Source organism: Rhizobium mesoamericanum STM3625 (genome assembly GCF_000312665.1).
Classification (GTDB): Bacteria; Pseudomonadota; Alphaproteobacteria; order Rhizobiales; family Rhizobiaceae; genus Rhizobium; species Rhizobium mesoamericanum.
In genome coordinates this window covers 1,459,083-1,484,660 of sequence record NZ_HF536773.1, presented here as the reverse complement: position 1 = coordinate 1,484,660, position 25,578 = coordinate 1,459,083, and the positions used below count along the sequence as shown (strand labels likewise).

At 59.0% G+C, this 25,578-nt stretch carries 21 protein-coding genes and 3 pseudogenes; 10 read left to right on the top strand and 14 right to left on the bottom strand.

The genetic code is table 11. The features are described 5' to 3' along the window. Positions 1-237 precede the first annotated feature (237 nt). Positions 238-657, bottom strand: a pseudogene (locus tag BN77_RS35590) (LysR family transcriptional regulator); the annotation flags it as partial. Between the two features lie 365 nt (positions 658-1,022). Between BN77_RS35590 and BN77_RS32600 the strand changes: the two are divergent. Further along, complete coding sequence (locus BN77_RS32600; RefSeq protein WP_081593605.1) at positions 1,023-1,292, top strand: Arc family DNA-binding protein; 270 nt, start codon at positions 1,023-1,025, stop codon at positions 1,290-1,292. A gap of 268 nt (positions 1,293-1,560) precedes the next feature. Here BN77_RS32600 and BN77_RS27140 read toward each other — a convergent pair whose 3' ends face one another. Next, the gene (locus BN77_RS27140) at positions 1,561-2,193 is read right to left on the bottom strand and encodes a TetR/AcrR family transcriptional regulator (protein WP_007538248.1); all 633 of its coding nucleotides are present in this window, start codon (positions 2,191-2,193) and stop codon (positions 1,561-1,563) included. Positions 2,194-2,357: 164 nt separating this feature from the next. On the opposite strand from BN77_RS27140, the gene BN77_RS27135 reads away from it, so the two are divergent. Further along, complete coding sequence (locus BN77_RS27135; RefSeq protein ID WP_007538245.1) at positions 2,358-4,820, top strand: glycoside hydrolase family 3 C-terminal domain-containing protein; 2,463 nt, start codon at positions 2,358-2,360, stop codon at positions 4,818-4,820. Positions 4,821-5,045: 225 nt separating this feature from the next. Here BN77_RS27135 and BN77_RS27130 read toward each other — a convergent pair whose 3' ends face one another. The 3 genes from BN77_RS27130 to BN77_RS27125 all read right to left on the bottom strand — a co-directional run bounded on the left by BN77_RS27130 (position 5,046) and on the right by BN77_RS27125 (position 6,314). After that, the gene (locus BN77_RS27130) at positions 5,046-5,465 is read right to left on the bottom strand and encodes a type II toxin-antitoxin system VapC family toxin (RefSeq protein WP_007538243.1); all 420 of its coding nucleotides are present in this window, start codon (positions 5,463-5,465) and stop codon (positions 5,046-5,048) included. Further along, complete coding sequence (locus BN77_RS32590; RefSeq protein WP_081593604.1) at positions 5,462-5,695, bottom strand: type II toxin-antitoxin system prevent-host-death family antitoxin; 234 nt, start codon at positions 5,693-5,695, stop codon at positions 5,462-5,464. The genes BN77_RS27130 and BN77_RS32590 overlap by 4 nt, the downstream gene beginning before the upstream one ends. 61 nt (positions 5,696-5,756) lie before the next feature. Further along, a complete protein-coding gene (locus BN77_RS27125; RefSeq protein WP_007538240.1) occupies positions 5,757-6,314 on the bottom strand; it encodes a helix-turn-helix transcriptional regulator in 558 nt (185 codons plus the stop codon). A 115-nt stretch (positions 6,315-6,429) separates the two neighbouring features. On the opposite strand from BN77_RS27125, the gene BN77_RS27120 reads away from it, so the two are divergent. Next, complete coding sequence (locus tag BN77_RS27120; RefSeq protein ID WP_007538238.1) at positions 6,430-7,143, top strand: CoA transferase subunit A; 714 nt, start codon at positions 6,430-6,432, stop codon at positions 7,141-7,143. Position 7,144: 1 nt separating this feature from the next. Next, positions 7,145-7,795 (top strand): CoA transferase subunit B, encoded by a 651-nt coding sequence (locus BN77_RS27115; protein WP_007538235.1) that lies wholly within the window; start codon positions 7,145-7,147, stop codon positions 7,793-7,795. A 268-nt stretch (positions 7,796-8,063) separates the two neighbouring features. Here BN77_RS27115 and BN77_RS34450 read toward each other — a convergent pair. The 6 genes and pseudogenes from BN77_RS34450 to BN77_RS27085 form a co-directional block, all read right to left on the bottom strand. Next, positions 8,064-8,165: pseudogene (locus tag BN77_RS34450) on the bottom strand (LysR family transcriptional regulator); the annotation flags it as partial. Positions 8,166-8,602: 437 nt separating this feature from the next. Continuing rightward, positions 8,603-8,920, bottom strand: coding sequence for a hypothetical protein (locus BN77_RS27105; RefSeq protein ID WP_007538231.1), 318 nt, complete (start codon positions 8,918-8,920; stop codon positions 8,603-8,605). Positions 8,921-9,180: 260 nt separating this feature from the next. After that, positions 9,181-9,483, bottom strand: a complete 303-nt coding sequence (locus BN77_RS33755) for a hypothetical protein (protein WP_157224518.1) — start codon at positions 9,481-9,483, stop codon at positions 9,181-9,183. Positions 9,484-9,704: 221 nt separating this feature from the next. Then, positions 9,705-9,941 (bottom strand): annotated as a pseudogene (locus BN77_RS35130) (PLP-dependent transferase); the annotation flags it as partial. Between the two features lie 145 nt (positions 9,942-10,086). Continuing rightward, positions 10,087-10,476 carry a nuclear transport factor 2 family protein gene (locus tag BN77_RS27090; RefSeq protein WP_007538227.1) on the bottom strand — a complete coding sequence of 130 codons (390 nt, stop codon included), beginning with the start codon at positions 10,474-10,476 and terminating at the stop codon, positions 10,087-10,089. A 25-nt stretch (positions 10,477-10,501) separates the two neighbouring features. Then, positions 10,502-11,254 carry an SDR family NAD(P)-dependent oxidoreductase gene (locus BN77_RS27085; RefSeq protein ID WP_007538225.1) on the bottom strand — a complete coding sequence of 251 codons (753 nt, stop codon included), beginning with the start codon at positions 11,252-11,254 and terminating at the stop codon, positions 10,502-10,504. A 107-nt stretch (positions 11,255-11,361) separates the two neighbouring features. Here BN77_RS27085 and BN77_RS27080 point away from each other — a divergent pair, with 107 nt between their 5' ends. Together BN77_RS27080 and BN77_RS27075 are read left to right on the top strand one after the other, a co-directional pair. Then, the gene (locus tag BN77_RS27080) at positions 11,362-12,264 is read left to right on the top strand and encodes a LysR substrate-binding domain-containing protein (RefSeq protein WP_007538223.1); all 903 of its coding nucleotides are present in this window, start codon (positions 11,362-11,364) and stop codon (positions 12,262-12,264) included. Positions 12,265-12,744: 480 nt separating this feature from the next. Next, positions 12,745-14,934 (top strand): putative bifunctional diguanylate cyclase/phosphodiesterase, encoded by a 2,190-nt coding sequence (locus BN77_RS27075; protein WP_244426242.1) that lies wholly within the window; start codon positions 12,745-12,747, stop codon positions 14,932-14,934. Between the two features lie 230 nt (positions 14,935-15,164). Here BN77_RS27075 and BN77_RS27070 read toward each other — a convergent pair whose 3' ends face one another. Continuing rightward, complete coding sequence (locus BN77_RS27070; RefSeq protein WP_244426241.1) at positions 15,165-15,398, bottom strand: hypothetical protein; 234 nt, start codon at positions 15,396-15,398, stop codon at positions 15,165-15,167. An 86-nt stretch (positions 15,399-15,484) separates the two neighbouring features. Between BN77_RS27070 and BN77_RS27065 the strand changes: the two genes are divergently transcribed. Beyond that, complete coding sequence (locus tag BN77_RS27065; protein ID WP_007538214.1) at positions 15,485-16,351, top strand: LysR family transcriptional regulator; 867 nt, start codon at positions 15,485-15,487, stop codon at positions 16,349-16,351. Between the two features lie 437 nt (positions 16,352-16,788). Next, entirely contained in the window at positions 16,789-17,580 is a 792-nt protein-coding gene (locus BN77_RS27060; RefSeq protein ID WP_007538211.1) for an SDR family NAD(P)-dependent oxidoreductase, read from the top strand. 90 nt (positions 17,581-17,670) lie between these two features. Here the strand turns inward: BN77_RS27060 and BN77_RS27055 are convergent, their stop codons facing one another. Beyond that, positions 17,671-19,254, bottom strand: coding sequence for a Na+/H+ antiporter (locus BN77_RS27055; RefSeq protein WP_007538209.1), 1,584 nt, complete (start codon positions 19,252-19,254; stop codon positions 17,671-17,673). Positions 19,255-19,539: 285 nt separating this feature from the next. Between BN77_RS27055 and BN77_RS27050 the strand changes: the two genes are divergently transcribed. Next, entirely contained in the window at positions 19,540-20,892 is a 1,353-nt protein-coding gene (locus BN77_RS27050) for a ferredoxin reductase family protein (RefSeq protein WP_040678519.1), read from the top strand. 66 nt (positions 20,893-20,958) lie between these two features. Here BN77_RS27050 and putA read toward each other — a convergent pair whose 3' ends face one another. Next, a complete protein-coding gene (gene putA / locus BN77_RS27045) occupies positions 20,959-24,663 on the bottom strand; it encodes a trifunctional transcriptional regulator/proline dehydrogenase/L-glutamate gamma-semialdehyde dehydrogenase (protein WP_007538205.1) in 3,705 nt (1,234 codons plus the stop codon). Between the two features lie 118 nt (positions 24,664-24,781). Here putA and BN77_RS27040 point away from each other — a divergent pair, with 118 nt between their 5' ends. Continuing rightward, positions 24,782-25,255, top strand: a complete 474-nt coding sequence (locus BN77_RS27040) for an Lrp/AsnC family transcriptional regulator (protein ID WP_007538203.1) — start codon at positions 24,782-24,784, stop codon at positions 25,253-25,255. Positions 25,256-25,578 lie beyond the last annotated feature (323 nt).

Below are 25,578 nucleotides of genomic sequence, written 5' to 3'. Positions count from 1 at the left end.
GGAACGGAAGTGGAGGACGGCAACGCCGTTGCGGGCCAGCGCGAGCCCGGCAGGACCAACAGCCGGGGCAGGAGGCGACGGCGCGGGCATCATAGGGATGCTCAACAGCAGGCAGCTAGCCAAGGACGGACGGGCAGCCGAGCCGTCGGGATTAGCCGAACACGACTGCCCTCACCGCCGGGGCCGTGCCAGCGACCGGGCGATATCGACGATGTCGTCGCGCGAGGCGGTCGGATCCTGGCCGCTTTCCAGAATGCGGATGATCTCGCCGGTGTTGCCGGAAGCGATATGGATCTTCACGTCAGGGAACTTGCGGGCGATCTTCGCAAGGAAGGTCGGCAGCATGCCGATGGTGGCCGGATGGACGGTGCCGATCTTGATCTGGCGCATGCGGCTGCCGCCGGCCGCCCGCGTCAGCTCGGTGGTCAGATCGACCTCGCTGAGGATGCGCACGCAGCGATCATAGAACGTCTCTCCTGCCCTGGTCAGTTCCACCCGCCTGGTCGAGCGGATGAACAGCGCACCGCCGAGCTCCCTTTCCAGCGCCATGACGTGATTGCTGAGCGCCGGCTGGGCAATCCGCACCCTCGCTGCAGCCCGGCCGAAGTGCAGTTCCTCGGCCACCGCTTTGAAATAGGAGAGCTGGCGCAATTCCATGAGTCGGCTTTTCTGATCGCTTTTCTGTCAAAAAAGATGCTTTACCGCACGCTTTGATTTGCTTGCGGGCCTGTCAACCAGTTATGGTTTTCCGGTACACATTAACTGAATGGATTCGAAAGGGCGGAGTGTACCATTTATACAGTCCCCGCTTGAATTCTGCCCTTACAATGCACAGCCTTCAGGTGCCCCAGATTGCAGGTCGACTCCTCATACACAAATTTACCGTCTCGCGGACTGCCTAACCGACCGGCAAGCAGAGTGCTTACCTTGAGGCCACTCCAATCTCATGACGCACCGTGCGTCATATTTTGTGTAACACACCGTGCGTCATATCCGCAAGTAAAAAGTGTCGAGGTGCCGCAATGAGCCGCGGTGACCCTCATTTCCGGTTGCGAATTCCCCAAGATTTGAAACGGGAAATCGAGGCCGCTGCACGCGCCAACTCTCGAACCATCACGTCAGAGGTCGTTTATCGCCTTGAGCAGTCGTTTGGTCGCAGTGAAACTGACCAAGGAGGGTTGATCGACGAAATCGAGGCTATCCGATCCAGGCTTGCTCACGTGCAAGCTCTTATTTTGAAGCAAGAATTGAACACCGGCAGCCAAGATCGAAATTCCAAGCGAAAGCCCTAGGCAGCCGGCTCCGCGGGACGCGTGCAGAAATTCGACGATTGGTACTATCACTGCATCGATGACCAGGCAGCTGACCGGGCTGTGACGACGCATTGCGAAGTGGCGCAGATTGCCACTGTCAAACGGGGTAACCGGGACGCCAACATCCTGACGCTTGCGATCGCCAAGCTCGATCATGGCAACAAATGCATTTGGCTCGAACTTGGACGACGCCTCGAGCCCGCCAATATCTCTACAGCATCGATGTTGTCATTGGCCGGTTTGCCCTTTAGTGCTCTAGGCCGAGGCTCGTCAGCAGTCGGTTGACGTAAGCTTCCAGTCCACCCACCATGTCGAAACGATCGGGTTGGCGGAGCCAAAGCATTTGCAGCCCGTCCATCATGGCGATCAGCTCGGCCGCCATCGCCATCGCGTCAACGCCACCATCGATTGAACCTTCGGCGATTGCCCGCTCGAAGGTCACAGCAATATCATTTTGCATCCGCGCGGTGCGATTGAGAAACCACGTCTTGGCCGGATGGTCTTTCATCAAGCTCTCGGCATTCAGGATGGCGAAGGCTCTGACGACCTCGATCATACCGGCGTTGCGCCGGAAGATGTCAACCATGCCCTTGAGCAGGCTACGCAGATCCGAGCGGAAGTGGCCGATGAAGTCGGCGCTATCTATATCTTGCTTGGCAAGGATTGCGAGCAAGAGGTCCACCTTGGTCGGAAAATGGTGCAGCAGACCGGGCAGCGACAGGCCGACATCGCGAGCGATATCGCCGATCGCGGCATTCTGGTAGCCGTCTTCCGCAAAGCGCCGCAGAGCCGCAGCCAAGATTTCTGCGCGGCGCTCCTCTCCCTTGGGGGACTGGCGTCGCCGTTTCTCGATCCTGTCGGTCTTCTCTTCTTCTGCCATCGTTTCTCCCGTCGCCCTTTTTTAACGTCGAACCGCCGATCCGCAATCCTCGGGCTGAGTTGTGCTCTTCTTACATCACGCCCCGCTGCTTGACATGTTAAAAATACTGAGTAATCGGTAGGTTTAGGGCCGCGATGTGAGCAGTCTTTTAACGGGAGGTTTGCATGATCGATTCCATTCTCGACAAGATGACGCTCGAAGAGCAGGTTTCGCTGCTGTCGGGCGCCGATTTCTGGACGACCGTTGCCGTCGAGCGCCTCGGCGTCCCGAAGATCAAGGTGACGGACGGGCCGAACGGCGCCCGCGGTGCGGGCTCGCTGGTCGCCGGTGTCAAGGCGACCTGTTTCCCCGTCGCCATCGCGCTCGGCGCCAGCTGGAATCCTGATCTCGTCAAGCAGATGGGAGTTGCCCTTGCCCGCCAGGCAAAGAGCAAGGGTGCTGCCGTGCTGCTCGCGCCGACGGTGAACATTCATCGTTCCGGCCTCAACGGACGCAATTTCGAATGTTATTCCGAAGATCCGATGCTGACCGCAGAACTCGCCGTCGCCTATATCGAGGGTGTGCAGGGGGAAGGGATTGCCGCGACGATCAAGCATTTCGCCGGCAATGAATCCGAAATCGAGCGGCAGACCATGTCGTCCGATATCGACGAGAGGACACTGCGCGAAATCTACCTCCCGCCCTTCGAGCAGGCTGTCCGCCGCGCTGGCGTCATGGCCGTCATGTCTTCCTACAACCGCCTCAACGGCACCTATACGAGCGAGCATCATTGGCTGCTGACCAAGGTGCTGCGCGAGGAATGGGGCTTCGACGGCATCGTCATGTCAGATTGGTTCGGCTCGCATTCCACGGCTGAGACGATCAATGCCGGCCTCGATCTCGAAATGCCAGGCCCGGCTCGCGACCGCGGCGAGAAGCTGGTTGCGGCGGTGCGTGAAGGCAAGGTGGAGGCGGCCACCGTGCGGACGGCGGCGCGGCGCATGCTGCGGCTGCTCGAGCGGGTCGGCGCGTTCAAGAGCAAGCCAGACCTCACCGAACGGGCGATCGACTTGCCGGAAGACCGCGCGCTGATCCGGCGCCTCGGCGCCGAAGGCGCTGTCCTCCTCAAGAACGACGGCATCCTGCCGCTTGCTAAGCCCTCGCTCGACCGGATCGCCGTCATCGGGCCGAACGCCGATAGCGCCCGCGTCATGGGCGGCGGCAGCGCGCAGATTGCCGCCCATTATACGGTAAGCCCGCTCGAAGGCATTCGAGCCGCTCTTTCTAACGCCAACAGCATCAGCCACGCGGTCGGCTGCCGCCATAACCGCCTTATCGACGTGTTCAAGGGCAAGATCGCTGTCGAATATTTCAAGGGACGCGGCTGCAAGGGCGATCCGCTTCATATCGAGACCGTGGACAAGGGCGAATTCTTCTGGTTTGAGCTGCCGTCGGAAGAGCTCGACCCTGCCGATTTCTCGGCGCGAATGAAGATGCACTTCACGCCGGAGGAGAGCGGCGAGCATGCCTTCGGCATGACCAATGCCGGTCTGGCGCGGCTCTTTGTCGACGGCCGGCTCACTGTCGATGGCCGTGAAGGCTGGACGCGCGGCGAGAATTATTTCGGCACCGCCAATGACGAACAGCGCGGCGCGGTGCCGCTGGAAGCGGGCCGTTCCTACGAAATCACCGTCGAATATGAGCCGTCCATGGCTAGCGAGGAAGGGATCAACCTCATCGCGGTCCGCTTCGGCGTCGAAAAGCCGCTCGGCGAGGCCGATATCGAGTCTGCCGTCGAGACTGCCCGCAATGCCGAAGTAGCCCTTCTCTTCGTCGGCCGTGACGGCGAGTGGGATACGGAAGGATTGGACCTTCCCGACATGCGGCTTCCGGGCCGGCAGAAGGAACTGATCGAGAAGGTTGCCGCCGCTAACCCCAATACCATCGTCGTGCTGCAGACCGGCGGCCCAATCGAGATGCCCTGGCTTGGCAAGGTCCGCGCCGTCCTGCAGATGTGGTATCCGGGGCAGGAACTCGGCAATGCCGTCGCCGACGTGTTGTTCGGAGATGCCGAGCCCGGCGGCCGCCTCTCGCAGACCTTCCCGAAGGCGCTGACCGACAATTCCGCCATCACGGGCGATCCTGCCGTCTATCCGGGTCAGGACGGCCATGTGCGCTATGCCGAAGGTGTCTTCGTCGGCTACCGCCACCACGATACGCGCGCCGTCGGCCCACTCTTTCCTTTCGGCTTCGGCCTCAGCTATACCCGCTTCCGCTGGAGCGAACCGCAGCTCTCGGCAACTGAAATGAGTTCCGAAGGCGTGACCGTCCGCGTCGACCTCACCAATATAGGCGACCGGCCCGGCTCGGAACTCGTCCAGCTCTATGTCAGCTCGCCGAGAGCCAAGGTGGAACGGCCGAACAAGGAACTGCGCGCTTTCGCAAAGCTCTCGCTGCAGCCCGGCGAAACTGGGACTGCCACGCTGAAGATCACTCCCCGCGATCTCGCTTATTTCGACATCGAGACCGGCGCCTTCCTGGCTGAATCGGGAACCTATCAGCTGATCGTAGCGGCGAATGCCACGGACGTGAGGTCCATAATCGACCTGCCCTCGCCGTCCAACTACCTGCTGCCGACTTCGTATTAGGGCAGTTTGGTATAACTGCACGCTTCGGGGCTGGATTAGCACGGACAGCCGCCTGCACAAGCGGGATGGACGGATCGGCGCGACGAATGCGATCGGAAGGTAGATCGAGACGACCCTGGTCATCGCAAGCCCTCACCGCGTCGGGCACCAGACAACAGGGCCCTTGGTGGCGGCGACCTGAGGAATTCTTGCGAAGGGAATCTTCCCATCGGTGTCGCCCCAATTTCAGCTTTGCCACGGATCGATTATGATCACTCCGGTATCTTTGAAATTCTGAACATTACGGGTGACCACAGTCGGACCGTAAACCAGCGCGGTAGCGGCGATCAAAGCATCGGCCTCGTTGCGCCGGTCTGGAATATGCAAGTGGGCACGCGTCGCTATCGCGTCATCGATTGGCAGAATTCGCTCGGCAAACGCGGGGCGAACATGGCTGTCCATCCACCCCCGCAAACGCGAACCCTGCGCAGTGTCCCGACGCTGGATGGTTAATATCCCGCGCTCAATTTCAAGGATTGTAATAACGGAAATAACCAATTCATGGGAATCTTGCGCACCGACCCACTTCGTCACGTTGGCATCTGCTTTGCCGTCTCCAACTTTGCGTAGTTCGGAGACGACATTTGTGTCCAGCAGGTACTTCAAGACAGATCGACCTCACGAGGCGCAATATCGGCTCTCGGTGGGTTTAACTCGATCGTCGATAGCCCAGGCATTGAAAGAGCATCGACGAGATTCCGACGCTTGCCAGTCAGGCGCACGAAATCGCTGTACGTCATCAACACATGCGACGGTTTCCCGCGATCTGTAATTACCACAGGTCCTTTGTTGGCAGCCTTCTTTGCCCTACTGACGTCGTGGTTCAACTCCAGCAGGCCGGAGTTGTGCTTTGTAGGAATCCTTACCCGAGAAATTCAGCGCCTGCATCGGCAAGCGTTATTCGCTGTTTTGATTGGAAAATGCCGCTATCAGTTCTGCGGTGTTTTTGAATCCCCATGTCTTCATGATCCTGGCACGATGGGATTCGATAGTGCGGACCGATAAACGAAGCTCACGACCGATCGAAGCGTTTGTTTTACCCTGTGCAACGAGTGCGACGATCTGAAACTGGCGATCGGTAAGGCGAAAGCGGATTTCAGCGACCTTTCGCGCTATCGGCTGAAAACAATAAATTGCTTTTGCGAACGGATCGGTAGCGTGCCTCGTCCGACCGTGAACCTGACACCAAAAGCGGCGCCCGTCGCTCGATATCATGATCCGCTCATCGTAATAGACCTGACCGCCGCGCATATTTTCCTGCCACATCTTACCCGTGCGGACAAAGTCGGCGTGCTTCGGATATAGTCTAGCGAAACTCCTACCGATCAGTTCAGAACCGCGATAGCCGAACAAACGGCAGAACTCCTCATTGCAGTCCCGAATGATGCGGTAAGTCGCATATACCATCGGTACCGGTATCTCTTTCAGTTGGAAGAGCAATTCATCAGCTTCCATGGCTTATTAGATCCGCATGAAGTGCAGTAGAAATACTGCTAACTCGGATTCCGAGTTGAGGTCTAGCTTCCGTTCAATCGAAATCGTTGCGACAGTTTAGAGAGGAGGAGAGGTCTTGAGAAAAGTAGTTTCTGACGCCGCAGAAGCCTTGGCAAACGAACTCGCGGACGGGATGACGATAATGTCGGGCGGCTTCGGCCTGTGCGGCATTCCGGCGAGCTTGATCGACGCTGTGCATCTATCAGGTGCCAAGGACCTTATAGTTATCTCTAACAATGCGGGCATTGATAACTATGGGCTCGGCATTCTTTTGCGCAGCCGGCAGATTAAAAAAATGATCTCGTCTTATGTCGGCGAGAACAAGTTCTTTGCAGAGCTATTCTTGTCGGGAGAACTGGAACTCGAATTCAATCCACAGGGAACACTCGCGGAGCGTATTCGCGCCGGGGGCGCGGGGATTCCTGCATTTTACACGAAAACGGGCGTCGGAACGCTTATTGCCGACGGCAAAGAAACGCGTCGGTTCGGGAACGTCGACCACGTGATGGAGACAGGCTTGTTCGCGGATATCGCGCTTGTCCACGCATGGAAGGGCGACGCTGAAGGCAATCTTCTTTACCGACGGACAGCGCGTAACTTCAATCCGATGATGGCAACTGCCGCCCGCCTCACTGTCGCGGAGGTCGAACACCTAGTGCCCATCGGCGAGATCGACCCTGACTCCGTGCACACGCCCGGCATTTTCGTTCAGAAGATCGTGCATGTGCCGGAACCTGCAAAGCGCATAGAACAGCGGACTGTGCGGCCAAAAGAAATGGAGGTTGCCTGAAATGGCTTGGACTCGCGAACAAATGGCAGCACGGGCCGCGCAGGAACTGCAGGACGGTTTTTATGTCAATCTGGGGATAGGCATTCCGACGCTCGTCGCCAACTACATTCCCGATGGGATCGAAGTGACGTTGCAAAGCGAAAATGGCATGCTTGGAATGGGGCCTTTCCCCTTCGAGGGGGAGGAGGATCCCGACCTCATTAATGCCGGGAAACAGACAATTACAGCACTGCCGAAGACAAGTTATTTTTCTTCTGCAGATAGCTTTGCAATGATACGCGGGGGCCACATCGACCTTTCGATATTGGGAGCGATGCAGGTGTCTCAATCCGGCGACCTCGCGAACTGGATGATCCCCGGGAAAATGGTGAAGGGTATGGGGGGCGCTATGGACCTCGTCGCCGGAGTTAAACGCGTCATCGTGGTCATGGAGCATGAGGCCAAGGGACAACCGAAGTTGCTGAACGAATGTACCTTGCCGCTCACCGGCCGCAGGGTGACCGACCTCGTCATCACGGACCTTGGAGTTTTCGAGGTCTCCCGCCAAGGCCCACCTGCGATGTCTTTGATAGAGATGGCGAACGACGTATCACTCGACGAGATCCGCGCCAAGACCGGATGTAATTTCGACGTAAGAAGTTCCTACAACTAGATTGGCGCCCGGATCAGGGCACTTGCGCCGTCGGTCGTACAAGGCGCACTTGAGGCAATCTCTGACAGGTTGACGACGTTCGTAACGGAATGGGTGCAGGAAGCTCCTCATGGGTCTGGATGGTTCCTGCGTCGCGAACCCGGCAGGACCAACAGCCGGGGCAGGACGCGCGGCGCGGACGGCAGACGGGATGGTCAACAGCAGGCAGCTAGCCAAGGACCCGCGGACGGGCAGCCGAGCCGTCGGGGTCAGCCGAACACGGCGGCCCTCACCGCCCCGGCCGTGCCAGCGACCGGGCGATATCGACGATGTCGTCGCGCGAGGCGGTCGGATCTTCCCGGTTCCACGCGACGCCGAGCCTTGCTGAAAAGGCTGGAATCGCTTTTTCAACCGTGCATCGCTTCGAAACAACCGGCAGCGCTACGGAAGCAACTAAGGAAAAAATCAAAGCAGCGCCTATGCCGCTCACGGTGTTGAAATTACCAATGGCGATTACACAGGAGCCCGTCTGCGTCTAAAGCGCGATCAATGATGGCAATTGGTCGCCTTGATGAGGTTTTTTGACTTTGTCTCTGCGCGGGCCAACGTCAGCACCTAACCCAAGGCTTTCGAACGGCGCAAGTCAATGCCTGCTCCATGCTGTACAGCCGCCCTTGCGGCACTCAGATCTCGTAGGGCCACATCAACGTTGAGGGATCGAGCCACCTGATCGCATGACATCGAACATGGTGCCGGGCATCAACCAGCCTGAGAACAAACCGGTCCGTGATACTCATTGCGCTAGATCGCGAGAGGTTGGTTTAAACTCTAATTCGGCAGGAGAGGCACGCGGCGTGCGGTCACGGCGTCAAGCTTCCGCAGGAGGATCGCCGCTTCCAAGAGCACCGCTGAGAACGCGGTGTCGTCGGCAGTCGCCACGCTCTCGGCCATAGTCAGAAGTGTTCGGCCGAGATGAGTGACCCTTGAACTTTGTGAAGGAGCATCCTCCAGCACCTCGACGTGTTCAAGGAGCGCGTGGACCAAGCGGGTGATGATTAGGCGTCGCTGCCTGGCATCCAGCGCCGGCAACTCGGTAGACGCCCTTATAAGCTCGGCTGTCGTCACCGTATGATTGGCGTCTCTCATATTGACCGCGCCTTCTCCAGATGCTGCCCTCCAAACGGGCAGGCTTGAACAGTGCTTACACTTCGTCGTTGAGGCTAGTACCACGGCCCTGGTACAGCGCCCCAGTAATAGAGCTCGTAGGATCGAGCTAAATATTGGTCATCTTCACTGGCGTGGATCGGTTGTCGTCCTGGTTCCAGGTGCGCGGGGTCTTCTATTTTCCTAGACCTCCGCCAAAGCCAGCGCGCGAGTGATCGCAACATCGCTCTTCCTTTCGCGTGTTATCGATGGGCTAGAGGCCTGAGACCCGCCAAAGATGACAGGGCGCGTTGAATCAGGCCGGGTTTATATTCGGAAAGTCGTTCGACATGCGCGTCGTGATGTTCGTAAGGGCCGCAGATATTTGCAAGCTCATTGCCGATCTCAAAAATGCGGTCGCGCAGTTCAGCTTCGATACCACCGTCGTGGTCGTACTCGTCGAAGCAATCCCGGGCTTCGTGCAGCAAAAGCTGGGTTTCCAGCTGATCACGGATTCGAGAAAGCCGCGCGCAATGCCTCGAGGCGCTCATCTCAATCTCCTTCAAACTCCGAGTTTTCAGGAGTATAGTCCATAGAGTTTGTGGACTATAGGAACATAACGCCAAATAACGCACGCGGTTTAAAACGGTTTCCCTTGCAAATTGGCCCGAGTGAAGGGACTACCTTCCCGACTTCCAGCTAACCGTCGCCGTAGTTGCTGCGAGCAACACATGTTCCAGCGGAAGGCTCGTGGTGTATTTTTATGCCCTCCATAGCAAAGGCGGAAATCGACGATCAGTGCGTGATCCCGGCGAGAAAGGTATACGCCAGGAGCGCCATCCTGACCGCAGCAAGCCCGCTCGGGACGAGAAAGGTGCTAGCCGCGCCCTCCCCAGTTTATTGGGTGGCGCCGATTAAAGCGTCGCTCGTTGGTGTGCCTCGCGTGGCATAGGTGTATTTTTTGCCCGTGTCTTGCCATCGTGCCGGCGTCGGGAAACAAGACGGTCGAGGCATGAACACCCGGTGCGAACCCGGCCGGGAGGGGCTGCATTGACGTTGATGTTCTTGACCCCGAAGCTCCTCGCCAAGCTGAACGGTGAAGGAGTTCAGAGGCGTCTTTGTCGTAAGTTAGGGTTTTTGTTGGAATAGGATAACCAACCAGCGCGGTCTCAGGTGGGCAACGCAGGTCCGGTCGGATCGGGTTGACCATCGAAGAAGAGATAGATCGCGGCAATCTTCCCATCTCTTGCTACGATGAAGTCAGTTCCGGCGTAGACCGGACGCTTGCCCGGCTCTCCGGCCACCCACTTCACCCGTCCGGCCTGGTCATGAAGGACTTCCGGCCCAGCAAGCGGCGTGTATCTGAACGTCGGATGCGTTGCGCGGATGACCCCCGCGATTCTGACGATTTCATCCCTGCCGCTGTAGACCCCGTGCGGTTCGACGAAGACGGCGTCGTTGTGCATGATTTCTTCTGCAACCTTCCGGCGGAGGGCTTCATCGCCCTCCGCGAAGATTCCGTGGAGATTCCGTTCGAGCAGGGTTTCTATGTCTGCCATGGTCGTTCTCCGGTTCGCTCGTGACTCAAATCTGGACGTGGCCGCCATCGACAAAGAGCTCGATGCCGTTGACGAAGGACGCGTCATCCGAGGCAAGGAACATCACCGCCTTGGCGATCTCTTCCGGCTTGCCAATACGGCCGGCCGGGATAAGGCTTGCGAGATAGTTCTTTGTGTTTTCGGCGCTTTCGCCATTGCCAAAAAGCTCCTCCACACCCGCGGTGTCGGTCACTCCGGGGCTGATCGCGTTGACCCGGATATGGCGATCCTTCAGATCGAGGATCCAGTTGCGGGCAAAGTTGCGGATGGCGGCCTTCGTTGCAGAATAGACGCTGAAGGCAGGGGTGCCCGAGATGCTGGTCGTCGAGGACGTGAGAATGACGGAGCCGCCGTCGCGCAGCAACGGAAGAGCCTTCTGCACGGTGAACAGCACGCCCTTGACGTTGGTGTCGAAGGTCTTTTGGTAGTGCTCTTCGGTGATCGCGCCGAGGGGGGCGAATTCGCCGCCGCCGGCATTGGCAAACACGATGTCGATGTGGGAATGCTTTTGCTGGACGGCATCGTAGAGCCGATCGATATCGGCCAGTTTGCCCATGTCGCCCTGGACACCTGTCACGCGGCCGCCGATTGCCTTGACGGCGGCCTCCATCGCCTCCTTCCGGCGGCCGGTGATGAACACCGACGCGCCTTCCTCAGAAAAAGCCTTCGCGGTCGCCAGCCCGATGCCGCTCGTGCCGCCCGTTACAACCACGACCTTATTCTCGAACTTCTTTGTCATTGTCATACTCCTCGTATCCAGCGCATTGCTGTTGACAAGAAGATGGCAGTAGAACGCTGATGCAAACAGTGGGCAAAAATGTTACCCAGCGTTCCAAAGGAGGAACGATGACCCGAAATGACCTGAACGACTTTGTCTACTTCGTCGAAGTGGTTACGCATGGCGGGTTCGCCGTCGCGGGACGCGCCCTGCGTGAGCCAAAATCGAAGCTTAGCCGACGCATTGCGGCACTCGAGGCGCGGCTCGGCGTTCGGCTGATCGAGCGCTCGAGCCGCCGCTTCCGTGTGACGGATGTCGGCCAAGCCTTTTACGAACGATGCAGGGCGATGGTCGCTGAAGCCGAGCGGGCGGAAGCGTTGGTAGCCGCGGCTCAGTCGGAGCCGCACGGGCTGATCCGTATGAGCTGCCCGACTGGTTTGGTTGAGCCGATTTCGGCGCTTCTGAATGAGTTCCTGCAGCTGCATCCGAAGGTGCGCCTTCAACTCGTCGCCATCGACCGCCCGGTCGATCTGATTGAGGAGCGTATCGATGTCGCACTGCGCGTACGTACCTCGCTCGACAGCGACGCATCGCTGACCATGCGCTCGCTGGGCAGCTCTGTCCGCGTCCTTGTTGCCAGCCCTCAGGTTGCTAGCGGAATCACCGGGATCGATGATCTCGGCAGCCATCCGACACTCGCGAGCAGCGACGAGTTGGGCGACGTCGACTGGCATCTGGAGACCGAAGATGGCCAGAGACATATATTAAATCACGCCCCAAGGATGAGTTGCGCCGACTTCACGGCCGTGCGCGCCGCGGCAGTGGCGGGACTTGGCGTCGCACTCCTGCCGGACCACAATTGCCGCCAGGCGCTGGATGAAGGCAAGCTCGTGCGTGTCCTGCCCGCATGGCGTGGGGTACGAGGTCTGGTGCATCTCGTGTTCACGACGCGCCGCGGCCTGCCACCTGCGGTGCGCAAGTTCATCGATTGCCTGGCTGCCGGATTTCCGAAAGACGCACTGGCGCGATGATTGCTTTTGCTCCGCTACATCCGGCGAAAGGTCGAACTGCGCGGGATTGCGCGATGTGTTTACGGCGGGAGCGGTGCCTTCGCTAAAGTGAACTAATTCGGCGACCGCGGGCGAGCTGTGGTGAACTTCTCATAAGGAGGTTCTTATTTAAGGAGGGCGTTTTACACATTCTCAACGGTCGCCCTTCATTTTAGGGCTATCTGCTGGGTACTGTTCGTTCCTGGTCGCCATGACGGCGGGTTTCAGAGTGTGTCGCGAGCACCTTTTCATTTTGATCCCTTCCAAGAGGCCGGCCTTGTCAATTCACGAAAACACCAAATCATTCCAGCAGTTCTCAGGTGTAGCAGTCAGGACGGCTTTTCTTCTTCTCGGCAATCTGCAGTCTGAAAACGTGAACGCTGCCCTCACGTCGGTAACTTTGATCGCAAAGGGCACTGTCAGATGACCACAAAGGCATCGGAGAGGACGAGACTGGACGCTTTGCTGCTCGCCGACATCATGGACACAGCGTCCACACCGGAGTTTGACTCCATCGTGGAACTGACGAGCTGCATATTTGAAGCGCCGATTGCACTCGTTTCTCTCGTGGATCGAAATCGCCAATGGTTTAAAGCCAGAATCGGCGTGGATCTCCAAGAAGCTCCCCGCCTGCATTCGTTTTGCGCGCATGTTACTGATACCATGCAGCCCCTGACAGTATCGGACGCGGCCGCCGATTTGCGCTTCAAAGACAACGTCTTCGTCAATGGAGGGTCCGCTATCCGCTCCTATGCGGGTGCGCCGCTGATCGAGAACGGCACGTGTTACGGCAGTCTTTGTGTCATGGATAGGAAGGTCCGCAGTTTTGGGCATGTGGAGCTGAACCGTTTGGAGAAGCTCGCAACTGTGGTTATTGGATTGGTCCGCGAACACCGGCAGAAATCGATTCTGAAGGAGCAGCAGCGCGAGCTTGAGCTGAGACAAGCGCGTTTCGAGCAGACCGAACAATCAGCGAAAGTCGGCGGCTTTGAAATGGATCTGCAAACCGGCCAGATTGTCTGGTCGGATCAGGTCTATCGCACGGTAGGCCTACCCGTGGGCACCGTAATGACCAGCGAAAAGGTGCTTTCCTGCTATGCGCCTGAAGAGCGCGCGGGTGTAGCAACAAGAATTCGAAACGCCCTTAGTGGCGCCGGCACAGGTGTCGATAAGGAGTATCGGATCATAACCCCTGACGGGGAGGAGCGATGGGTGCACATCGTCAGCGATATCGAGCACGTCGACGGCGTCCCCCGCCGCCTCTTTGGGATCCTGCAAGACATCTCAGATCGTCATCGACACGAGCAGCGGCTGATACAAGCGGCTAACACGGACGGCCTTACCGGGCTTCGAAACCGGGCCTCCTTTAATTGCTACATGGAGGCTCGCTACGGAGAGAAGAAGCCGGACTTCGCTTTGCTGCTGGCGGATGTCGATAGCCTCAAGCAGCTGAACGATACGCTGGGGCATGCCGCCGGCGACGTGCTCCTGAAGGAGGTTGCAAAACGACTGACCCGAGCGCTCCGTAACCGCGGTGTGATCTTCCGTCTCGGGGGCGACGAATTCGCAATTGCCGTTGAAGAGGCATCCACCGCGCGCAGCGTCATGGCAATCGCTCGACGGCTCATACGATGCGTCACGCGCCCATTGAAGATCGACGGGTCGACAATTACCCCCAAAATTACCATTGGCGGGGCATTTGCTGCACATTGCGAAAGCGTCAGTGAACTCTCGCAAAATGCCGATTTCGCGCTTTACCATGCCAAGGAGACACATCGGGGTGGCTACGTTCAATTCGAGTCCGGGTTGCGGACTCGAATTGAACGGAGGCTCAAGACGACCAGGGAATTAGAACAGGCGATCTTGGAAAACAGATTGTCGCCTCACTACCAACCAATCGTCTCCAGCGCCAACGGGGATGTCATAGGGTTCGAGGCGCTGGTGCGCATGTCACGCAGTGACGGCAGTATCATTGCGGCGGCGCAGTTTCATGAGGCGCTCACCGACGCCACCATCTCGCACCGGGTCACTACCCAGATGCTCGAACATGCAGCGGCCGACATGCGTCGATGGCTTGATGATGGCCTGTCATTCGGCCGTGTTGGCATCAATATCAGCACCGCTGATTTCATGCGAGGTGACCTCGAAACACGAATTCGCGCAACCTTCAGCCGTCATGGTGTGCCGCTTAATCACCTGTTGCTCGAGGTCACTGAAACTGTGTTTATGCAAGGATCGGAGGAAAAGGTCGCCGAGACCTTGCAGCGTTTGCGCAACAAGGGCGTTCTGGTCGCTCTCGATGATTTCGGAACCGGTTACGCTTCCCTCACTCATCTGCGGAGCCTTCCCGTGGATATCATCAAGATCGACAGAAGCTTCATCGACACCATGCTCGCCGACTCCTCCAGCATGGCCATTGTCGAACTTGTGTTTGATCTGGCAAAAAAGCTCGGCCTGAAGGTTACGGCAGAGGGCGTGGAGACCTTTGGTCAGGTCGCTCGTCTGCTTGAACTCGGCTGTCGTTCCCTGCAAGGATATTTCTTCGGGAAGCCGCTGCCCGCGTTCGCTGCCGAGCAACGGTTGCAGTCTCAAAAAGCCGCCAATGCGCCTCAAGTGGAGCGCGAGATGTTTTTGGTTGCCGGGCAGAACTGAGACGATCGTTGTTCTCATAGAGTGGTCGCTTGAGCAGATCTCTGTCTTAATGGTCGCCCCGGACGCGCACGTGCTGGTCGCGCGCCGCGCCTGCCCTCGCCGCGTGTGGCTAGAAACTCGATATGCCTCTGCTGATGCTCTGGGGCGAAAACGGCGCACGCTGAAGGGCGAGGATGGACTCGAGCCCTGGCGCGCCTGGGCGGAAACGGTGTAGGGTGAAGTTCCTTCGGTCACTTCATTCCCGAGTAGCCTGACGCCGTCATCGCGCATTTCACTTGATTCTTCGGCGCCGATGCCTGATCGACCTTGTAAGGTCTCTGCGCCATCCGGCTCAGAAGCGGCAAGGCCCACCGCAGGCCATCCCATTCCGGCGCATCGAGCGGATCGGCGAGCGGGTCTTTCCTCTGCTTGCCCCTTATTCTGCAAAGCTCGATTGAAAGCATGATCCAGTTGAGAAGCATCATCCTGCCTCCATTTATGTCAGATGCAACTGACCTAAGGCGCAACCACCCGCAAAGGTAGACGCGCGGATAAAAGGGGGTTTTCATTCATGAAAGAGGCAAGCTGGGATGATCTGCAGCTCTTCTTCCATGTGGCGACATCGGGCGGCCTGACGGGTGCTGCGGCACGCACGGGCCTCAGCGCGCCGACGATCGGCAGGCGTATGCTGGCGCTGGAGCGGGCGACGGGGCGCACGCTCTTCCGTCGTGGCCCGACCGGTTATCTGCTGGCTAAGGATGGGGAGACGCTGCTCCAGCGCGTTCAGGTCATGCAGGAGGCGGCAGAGACGATCGCCGACTGGCGCAGCGACGTCTTGAGCCTGCCAATCGTTTCGACCGGGGCGGATGCCTGGATGTTATGGTTCATCGCCGGCCACCTGCCCGAAGTCTGGCAACCGGAAGACCGGTTCCGCATGTGCTACAAGGCGCTCGATACCGGCCTCGATCTCACCTACCGCGAGGCGCATCTTGCCATCATGCATGGCCGCCCGGAGCGCGGAAATTTCGCCACGCGCCGTTCGGTTTCCGTTGCTCACGCCGCCTATCAGGCCGCCACTTTCAACACCGCCAATCACAACTGGATTTCGCTCGGAACGGAGATTGCGATGACACCGGCCGACAAATGGACCTTCGAGCAGCCGGATCACTGGATCACCAGCTGGACGAATACGCCGCTGATGCTGCTCCATCTCATCCGTGGCGGCGGCGGCCGCGGCCTGCTGCCGTGCTTCATGGGCGATGCCGAACATGGTCTCGTGCGCGCCGGGCCAGTGATCGACAGTCTCACCTACGACATCTGGATCACCGTGCATGAGGATGAGCGCCAGCGCCCGGAGGTGCGAACTGTCATCGACAGGCTGACCGGGCTGTTTGCCGCCCATGCGGATCTGTTTGCCGGGCGATGCGAGCCTGCCTGAAGAGGTATTACAGGGCGGCCGGCGCCGCTTCCTGCCGCGGCCATTGCGGCGCCTTCACGGTCGGATGCGCGATGCCCTTACCTTCGGCATCCTCGTCGCGGTTCGCCTGGAGTTTTATGCTTTGCCCTCGATCTCTTCGAGCCGGGCCTAATATCGTCGAACCGGTCTCAAAGTCCACCGGGTCATAAAGGCCTTGGGCGATAGTTAGTGGCTACCTAGATCTATGGCTGTGCGTCGGTTGCGGAATGTGTTCGTCAAAAGCTTCCTGGAGCGAAGCCTGAAAGGTCCTGCCGTCCCAAGGAAATCCTGTTTCGGACACGACTCTCAATTTGATTGAACGAAGCGGGATGGCGAGTGCGCTCCTCATATATGTGAGGGTGGCCTACCGATCGCCCCTGCCTATTTCTGCCATGACAACAAGCCGGGAGGCGATCACCATGAGCCGTATCTTCATTACAGGATCCACCGACGGTCTGGGATTGGCCGCAGCAAGCACTTTGATGGATGACGGCCATGAGGTCGTGTTGCATGCTCGCTCCAACGAGAGGGCGTTGGCCGTAGCCGACCTGCGACCTAAAGCTTTGGCGGTTGTCATCGGCGATCTTAGCAGCGGCGCGGAGACACGTTCCATTGCGGAACAGGTCAACAAGATCGGGCGCATGGACACCGTCATCCACAATGCTGGTATCTACTCCGAGAGAAGTCGTGGGAGCACGCTGGAAGGTCATGCGAAGATTCTTGCAGTCAACACGTTGGCACCTTACCTGCTTACGGCCTGGATCGATCGCCCCAATCGTTTGGTTTATCTAAGCAGTGGAATGCACCGGAGTGGCGGTGGACTGATAGACGACATCGACTGGAAAAGGCGCGCGTGGAATACAAGCCAAGCCTATTCGGAAAGCAAGCTCTATGTCGCCACCATCGCGGCCGCCGTCGCGCGGCACTGGACCGAGGTCATCAGCAATGCTGTTGATCCCGGCTGGGTGCCGACCAAGATGGGCGGGCCTGGAGCGCCTGATGATCTAAAGATGGGCTATCAGACCCAGACCTGGCTGGCGACGAGCAACGACGAGGCTGCGAAGGCAAGCGGTGCCTATTGGTATCACCGCCAGCAGCGCCAACCAGCCGCAGAGGTCACGGACGCGGCTTATCAGGATAGACTTATGGACGAGCTGACAGAATTGACCGGCGTCGGGCTATTTAATTCGATATCGAGCCGATCGCCTTGATATCAAGCCAGTCGATCTGCCGGCAGAATCCTGCCCCCTATTCGACGGCACTCGTTGGCGAACAGAAAAGTAGCAACCCATCTTGCAGTCTCATGCCTTTGCGGAGATCGCACTCAACTCCTCGAGGTCGAGGTCCCGCTCAAGTTCCTGCAGGGTTTCATCATCGATCTCGCCGGCGCGATGAAGGCGAATGAGTTCGCGGCGTCCGGATGCTACTGCCTCAAGGACGACGTCGAAATGAGCATGGAGGACTGGTACATAATGTTCGGTTCGTGCGGCATAGTCGACGATCGCCGCCGCCCTGCGCTGATACTGTTCCAGCAATCGAGGATGGATGAGTTTTCCTTCGGCGTCGTATGCTAGCCTTTGGATGGTCGTCAGTTGCGCCTTCGCCATTGCAGCTTCGGCCTCACTCATTGTCAGGCGGGCTCTTTCCGAGTCTGGCTCGGTCAGTTTCGCCCAGGCGATTACGCGCCCCAACGTCGTGCCTTGAACGAGCACCGTTCCCAAAATCACGGCGAACGACATTACCAGAATAAGGTCGCGGCCAGGAAATCCTTCCGGCAAGCTGAGGGCAAGGGCGAGCGTCACGACGCCGCGCACGCCCGCCCAGCTCAGGACGGTCGCGGCGCCGACACCGAGAGGCCGCGTTCGGGCCAGCCCCAGGGCCTTGCAGACCTTGATGGCAAGATCGGATCCAAAAACCCAGGCAAAGCGCGCGACGACAAGGGCGACGAGAATAGCGATGGCTGGCAGTCCCATTGACGCAATTACGGTGCCAAAGCCACCGCCGCGCTCGACGACATCGCGTAAGGACAGACCGATCAATATGAAGACCGCAGCCTCCATCAAGAAGACCATAACGGTCCAGAACGACGTCCCGCGCATGCGCGTTGCTGCCGACAGTACCGTATGCTGGTGCCAGGTTGCGATCAGGCCGGTGGTGACGGTGGCGATGACACCTGAAACGTGAAGCTGTTCTCCTAGCAGATAGGAAATCCAGGCGAGCAGCGTCGTAGCTGCGATAATCAGATATTCGTCGCCAAGATGGCGGACGAACTTCACCCACGCGGTTCCGACCACGACGCCGACGAGCGCACCACCAACCGCCAGCAGGAGGAAGCTGCCAACCGCCCCCACCGAGCTGAAGGTACCTGTGGCGGCGGCAGCAACTGCAAAACGGAAAAGGACCAGGCCGCTCGCGTCGTTCAGGAGGCTCTCCCCTTCAAGCAAGATCTGGAGCCGGCGCGGCAGCCTTACGCGTTCCAGCACGGCGCGGGCGGAAACGGCGTCGGGCGGCGATACGATCGCGCCGAGCGCCGCGCAGACGGCCCACGGAAGCGACGGAAAAAGGAAATGGGTCACCACGGCCACGACGGCGCAGGTGAAGAACACCGCCCCGACGGCCAGCGACGCGATGCCGACCATGTGACGGCGCAGTCGTGCGACAGCGATGGCCCAAGCGCCGTCGAGCAGAAGCGGCGGGAGGAAGATAACGAGAACCAGCTCTGGATCGACTGTGATTGTCGGCAGACCCGGAAGGAACGCCAATGTTGCCCCTCCGGTAAGCAATGCGACCGAGGGCGGGAGTCCAAATCTGTGCGCCGCGTAGTTGAGCGCGATGATCGCAAGAAACATCGCGATCACCAGTTCAAACAGGTGAGTTCCATCCATGATTGCCCCCGACAGGGTCCTCGTCGCGAGGACCCATCAAAGGGCTTGTCGGATCAAAGCGCAACACTGCTCATGGATCGAAGGCTGATTGCCGGATTTCATTGCCTTTTGATCGCCGCGACCACAGGTCCGGCGGACATGGGTTGAAGACTGTTGAACCTCGATGCGTCCCGTAAAATTGGTTGAACTGCTATTGAGAATACCACCCTGTACGCCATGTTCGCCGAATGATCCGCGCGCCAGAGTTCTTCTGGGAAAAGCGGGGCATCCTAGAGGTGGCGCCCTATGCGAAACCTAAAGTGTGCATTTTGGGGCGTGCTCGCGCTCTTGTCCCTTTTATGGTTGGTTGCTGAACCATCGGCCCTTCAGTCAGCCAGCTTTTTTGACATCCGTACGTTGATGATGCAGTTCACCGGCATCATCGCAATCGGCTGCATGAGCCTCGCGATGGCGGTGGCGCTGCGGCCGCGCTGGCCGGAGGCTTGGTTTGGTGGCCTCGACAAAATGTATCGCCTGCACAAGTGGCTCGGAATCGCGGCCCTCGTCGTTGCGGTCCTGCATTGGCTCTGGGCGCAGGGACCGAAATGGGCAGCGGGCTGGGGCTGGCTCGAGCGTCCGGTGCGCGGCGACAGACCTTTGATCGAGGATCCCTTCCAGGCATTCCTGTTGAGTTTGCGCGGTTCCGCGGAAGGTGTTGGAGAATGGACCTTTTATGCTGTTGTGCTGCTGATAGCACTGGCACTTATTCGCTATGTTCCCTATCGGATGTTCTACAAGACGCACCGTCTCCTTGCCGTCGCCTATCTGGCTCTGGTGTTTCACACGGTTGTGCTTATCAAGCTCAGCTATTGGACATCGCCGGTTGGCTGGCTGACCGCAGCGCTGCTGGTCTACGGCACATGCGCGGCTGTCATCGTCCTCTTGCGTCGGGTGGGTGCGAACCGGCAAGTGAAGGGCAAGATCCTCTCTCTGCGCTATTATTCAGGGGTGCGCGCGCTCGAAACCGAAATCGAGGTGCCGCGGGGGTGGCCGGGACACAAGCCCGGTCAGTTCGCCTTCGCCACGTCCGACGTCGCGGAGGGTGCCCATCCGTACACTATTGCCTCGGCATGGCATCCCGAAAGGCCAAGGATCTCCTTCATCACAAAGGAACTGGGCGACCACACCGGCCGCCTGCGCGATAAGCTTCGGGTCGGACAAGAGGTGAAAATAGAAGGCCCCTATGGCTGTTTTACCTTTGATGACGACTGCACGCATCAGATCTGGATCGGCGGCGGAATCGGTATCACGCCCTTTGTCGCGCGCATGAAGCACATGGCCTTGCAGAAGGCAGCGCCTGACTGGCCAGTCGGGCAGACGGCGGATCTGTTCCACAGCACCGCCGATGTTGATGAAGAAGCCCTCGCCAACCTGGCCGCGGACGCCGAGGCCGCTGAGGTCCGACTGCATTTGTGGGTCGATGCGCGCGACGGCCGACTAACGGCCGAGCGCGTTCGAGCCTCCGTTCCCAAATGGCGTGAAGCGAGCATCTGGTTTTGTGGCCCGATTGGCTTCGGCGAAGCACTAAAGCGCGACTTCGCCACACAAGGCTTTCCCGTGGCTCAGCGCTTCCACCAGGAACTCTTTGCGATGCGGTAGCAAGGTATTGACGTTGCCTGTGAAAGCCAGACGACGGTGCCGGCTGAAACAAGGTGACGCTTGCGCCTATCCTATTGACATCAGGCTGGCATTTCCGCCCGCTGCCGCGGTGTTGATGGAGGTCGACACTTCCTCCAGAAGCCAGTTGAGGCAGTAAGCATCCGGATTGGCCTCGAGCTCTTCGCTTGAGGCGCACTGAGTAAGTAGCAGCGGGCCCGGCAACGCGGCGACTTTTGCCAGCATCGCTAAGACGCGGTCGGCGTTGCCTTCGATCAATGCGCCTGCCTTTGGCGCCGTGGATGCCGCCTGCCAGGAAATGCGCTGGGCGACACTGGCGGGAACGCCTTTCAGCATCGAGCGAAGGCTGTCTTCGCCATCAATGACAGCGCTGTTTCCGGTGGCGAGCACTGCGGAGACCTGGCGAATGAGGCCGGTTCGCGACGCCGGAGCGCAGAGGATCGCGCCGCGGGAATGAAGCGCATAGAGATTGCGTTCGCCGACGGGGCCTGGCAGTTCGACTTCTAGCCCCAGTGCAGACTGGCTGCCGAGATGGCGCGCCATTTCCGCATCCTCAGGAAGGCCCTGCTGATCCAGCCATTTCGCAAAGTCGGAAAGAGCAGGGTCGCTGTAGACGGAGCTATGCTGCGGCGGAATCGGCGGCCTCGTGACCAACCGCCCAAGATAAAGCGGTCCGCCCGCCTTGGGACCGGTGCCGGACAAACCACGGCCGCCGAAGGGTTGGACCCCGACAACGGCGCCGATGATATTGCGGTTTACGTAGAGGTTGCCAGCCTTCACCTGTGACGTGACATTCGCGATCGTTTCGTCGAGGCGCGTGTGGAGGCCGAAGGTGAGGCCGTAACCGGTCGCATTAATTTCGTCGATCAGGCGGCTGAGGTCCTGGCGTCGCCACCGGATGACGTGCAGAACGGGGCCGAAAACCTCGCGCTTGAGCTCCGAGATGCTGTTGATCTCGATGATGGTCGGTGCCACGAAGGTTCCGTTCTTGGTCGCCTCCGGCAAGTCAACGCGCTCGATCGCGCAGCCGGCGCTGGCCATGACGGCCACGTGGGCCTCGATGATATTCTTGGCTTCAGTGGTGATCACCGGGCCAATGTCGGAAGCCAACCGGTTGGTATTGGCGATCGAAAGCTCGCGCAGCGCGCCCTTCAACATGGATAGGGTGCGATCGGCGACGTCTTCCTGCAGGCACAGGATGCGGAGCGCCGAGCAACGCTGTCCGGCGCTGTCGAAGGCCGAGGCGATCACGTCACCAACGACCTGTTCGGCGAGCGCCGACGAGTCGACGATCATGGCATTCTGCCCCCCGGTTTCGGCAATCAAGGGGATTGGTTTGTTGTCCTTCGACAGGCGCTTTGCAAGTTCTGCCTGGATGAGGCGGGCGACCTCAGTTGAGCCGGTGAACATAACGGCGGCGGCTTCTGGCGCTGCGACCAGGGCGGCCCCTACCCTTCCGTCCCCGGGAACGAGCTGTACGACGTCGGTGGGAATACCAGCTTCATGAAGGATACGAACCGCCTCGGCGGCAATCAGCGGGGTTTCTTCTGCTGGCTTGGCAAGTACCGGGTTGCCGGCGACAAGCGCCGCAGCGACCTGCCCAGTAAAAATTGCAAGCGGGAAGTTCCAGGGACTGATGCAGACGATCGGTCCGAGTGGGGCATGCAATGGCCCCAGCGTACGGCGGGTCTGCTCAGCATAGTAGCGTAGAAAGTCAATGGCCTCGCGCACCTCGGCGATCGCGTTCAGCAGCGATTTGCCCGCTTCGCGGATAATGAGGCCGAGCAAGGTTTCCATTTTTGCCTGCATGATGTCGGCAGCGCGTTCGAGCAGTGCGGCCCTTTCAGTCGGCGATGCCGATGCCCAGGAGGGCGCGGCCTTCAGTGCGATCACCGCGGCCGCCGCAGCCTCTTCTGCGGTTGCTTCACGCACGGTGCCGACAACGTCTCGGTGGTCGGCCGGGTTGAAGACGTCGCGGGCCGCTGGCGCTACAGCGGTTTGGCTGGTTGGCGCGGCCGTCCACAGGACCGTGGCGCTCGCCTTCAGTGTTTCTGTCAGCGCCTGTAGGGTGATCTCATTGGAGATATCAAGACCGGCAGAGTTGCGGCGCTGGCCGTACAGGTCGGAGGGAAGCGCAATCTTGTCATGCTTCTGGCCGGGTACCTGCATCTTGGCGACTGTCTCGACAGGGTCGGCAACGAGTTCGTCGACCGAGACATTGGGGTCGGCAATCCGATTGACGAAGGAGGAGTTGGCGCCGTTTTCCAGAAGGCGGCGAACTAGATAGGCAAGCAGGGTTTCATGGGTGCCGACGGGAGCGTAGATGCGGCACGGACGATTGAGGTTCTGTCGGCCGACAACCTCGTCGTACAACGGCTCTCCCATGCCGTGCAGGCACTGGAACTCGTACTTGCCGACATAATAGTCCGAACCAGCCGCGTGGTAGATGGTGGCGAGCGTCTGCGCGTTGTGGGTCGCAAATTGGGGGAAGACGGCGTCGGTCGCCGCCAGCAACTTCTTGGCGCAGGCAATGTAGGAAACGTCGGTATAGATCTTGCGGGTAAAGACCGGGAAGTCTTCTAGACCATCGAGCTGTGCGCGTTTGATTTCGGCATCCCAGTAGGCGCCCTTGACGAGGCGAACCATGATGCGGCGACCGGCGCGGCGAGCAAGATCGATAATGAAATCGAGCACGAACGGGCAACGCTTGCCGTAGGCCTGGACGACGAAACCCATACCATTCCAGCCCGCAAGGTCCTCATCGAGGCATAGCGTCTCGAAGATATCCAGCGACAGCTCAAGCCGATCGGCTTCCTCGGCATCGATGTTGAGGCCGATGTCATAGGACTTGGCAATCAATGCAAGTGCCTTGACCTTCGGCAACAGCTCGCCCATCACGCGCGCGCTCTGAGCTCTTGAATAGCGGGGATGCAAGGCCGAAAGCTTGATCGAAATGCCTGGACCTTCATAGATGCCACGCCGGTCGGAGGCTTTGCCGATAGCGTGGATCGCAGCTTCATAATCCCTGTAATACCGCTCAGCGTCTGCCGATGTCGTCGCTGCCTCGCCGAGCATGTCATAGGAGTAGCGGAAACCGCGCTGTTCCAGCGGTTTTGCTCGCTGGAGCGCCTCATCGATTGTCTCGCCCGTGACGAATTGCTCGCCCATCATGCGCATAGCCATGTCGACGCCGCGGCGGATGACAGGCTCGCCGCATCGTGCAATCAGGCGGGTCAGTGCTGCCGAGAGGTTGCGATCATTGACCGTCGCGGTGAGCTTGCCGGTCACCACAAGTCCCCAGGTTGCTGCGTTAACGAAGAGTGAGCGGCCACCGCCGAGATGAGACTTCCAATCCCCTTCAGCGATCTTGTCGCGGATCAGGGCATCGCGTGTCGCCGTATCGGGAATGCGTAGCAAAGCTTCGGCGAGACACATGAGTGCAACGCCTTCCTGGCTTGAAAGGGAATATTCGTGAACAAGCCCTTCGACGCCAGTGCCCTTGTGTTTGGCGCGGAGCGCCTCAATTAGCTTGCGAGCGGTGTTTGCCGCACCCAGTCTGACCTTCTCCGGAAGCGTGGCGGCCTCAAGGAGATGTGGGACGCAGACGGTCTCCGGCGTGCGGTAAGCCGCCGTAATGGCACGCCGCAAATCGCTTTGCGGCCGGACTGCCGGTGCAAACCCGTCGAACGGATTTACCCCGCCAGGCTGCGTGTCACCGGTCTTATTCGCCACCGTATCGCGGGGGATTGTCATGTCTTTGCTCCAGGTCGGGATTGTGAACAAAACATAGCAGTTCGCAGAAAGGTGATTTCACTTGAAAATGGGCCGAATGAACTATAATCGCCTAATTATAGTAGACGTTTGAGGGAATATGGTGAGCATCGCAACAAATGCCAGGGAAATTGACCAGTTCGACCATAAGATCATCGAGGCGCTTGTCGCCGACGGTCGCATGTCGATCACCGACCTTGCCAAAAAAGTGGGCCTTTCCAATACGCCCTGCCAGGTCAGACTAAAGCGGTTGATCGAAGATGGCTATATTCTTGGATTTCGCGCAATCGTCGATGTGAAAAAACTGGGCAAGAATCACGTTGCATTCACCGAGGTAAAACTCTCTGACACGCGTGAGCACGCGCTGAAGGCTTTCAACATCGCCGCGCGCAAGCTGCAGGAGGTGGAAGAGTGCCACATGATCGCCGGTGCTTTCGACTACCTTTTGAAGATTCGCACGTCAGATATTGCCAATTACCGGTTGGTGCTCGGTGAGAAGATCTCGAGCCTTCCTTTCGTTGCCAGTACGTCGACTTTCGTGGCCATGGAAGCCGTAAAGGAAAGCGGCGTCTGAAGATCATCCGACCGCGCAACCCGTTATGCAGTCTTCTGAGTTATGTAGTTTTCCGGCTCGACTTTGAAAATTTGGCGGAATCCGTTGCTTCCGCAGTCTTATTGCCGTTTTCGCGATCGCTCTTAGCGCTTGCGCTGCGTCCCAGCGCTGAGTTGATGCGTTCGACGGATAGAAAGCGGTTAATGTTCGCCGGCGAGAGCTAAATCAAGGAGCCTGAGGCGAAGGGAGTTTGCATGGTGCCCCTTGCCGGTAGCTCAGCTGCTCACTGCTCGAGCCCTCGTGGGTCTATAGCAGGAACGCGTTGGAGGCGTCCATTTTAATGG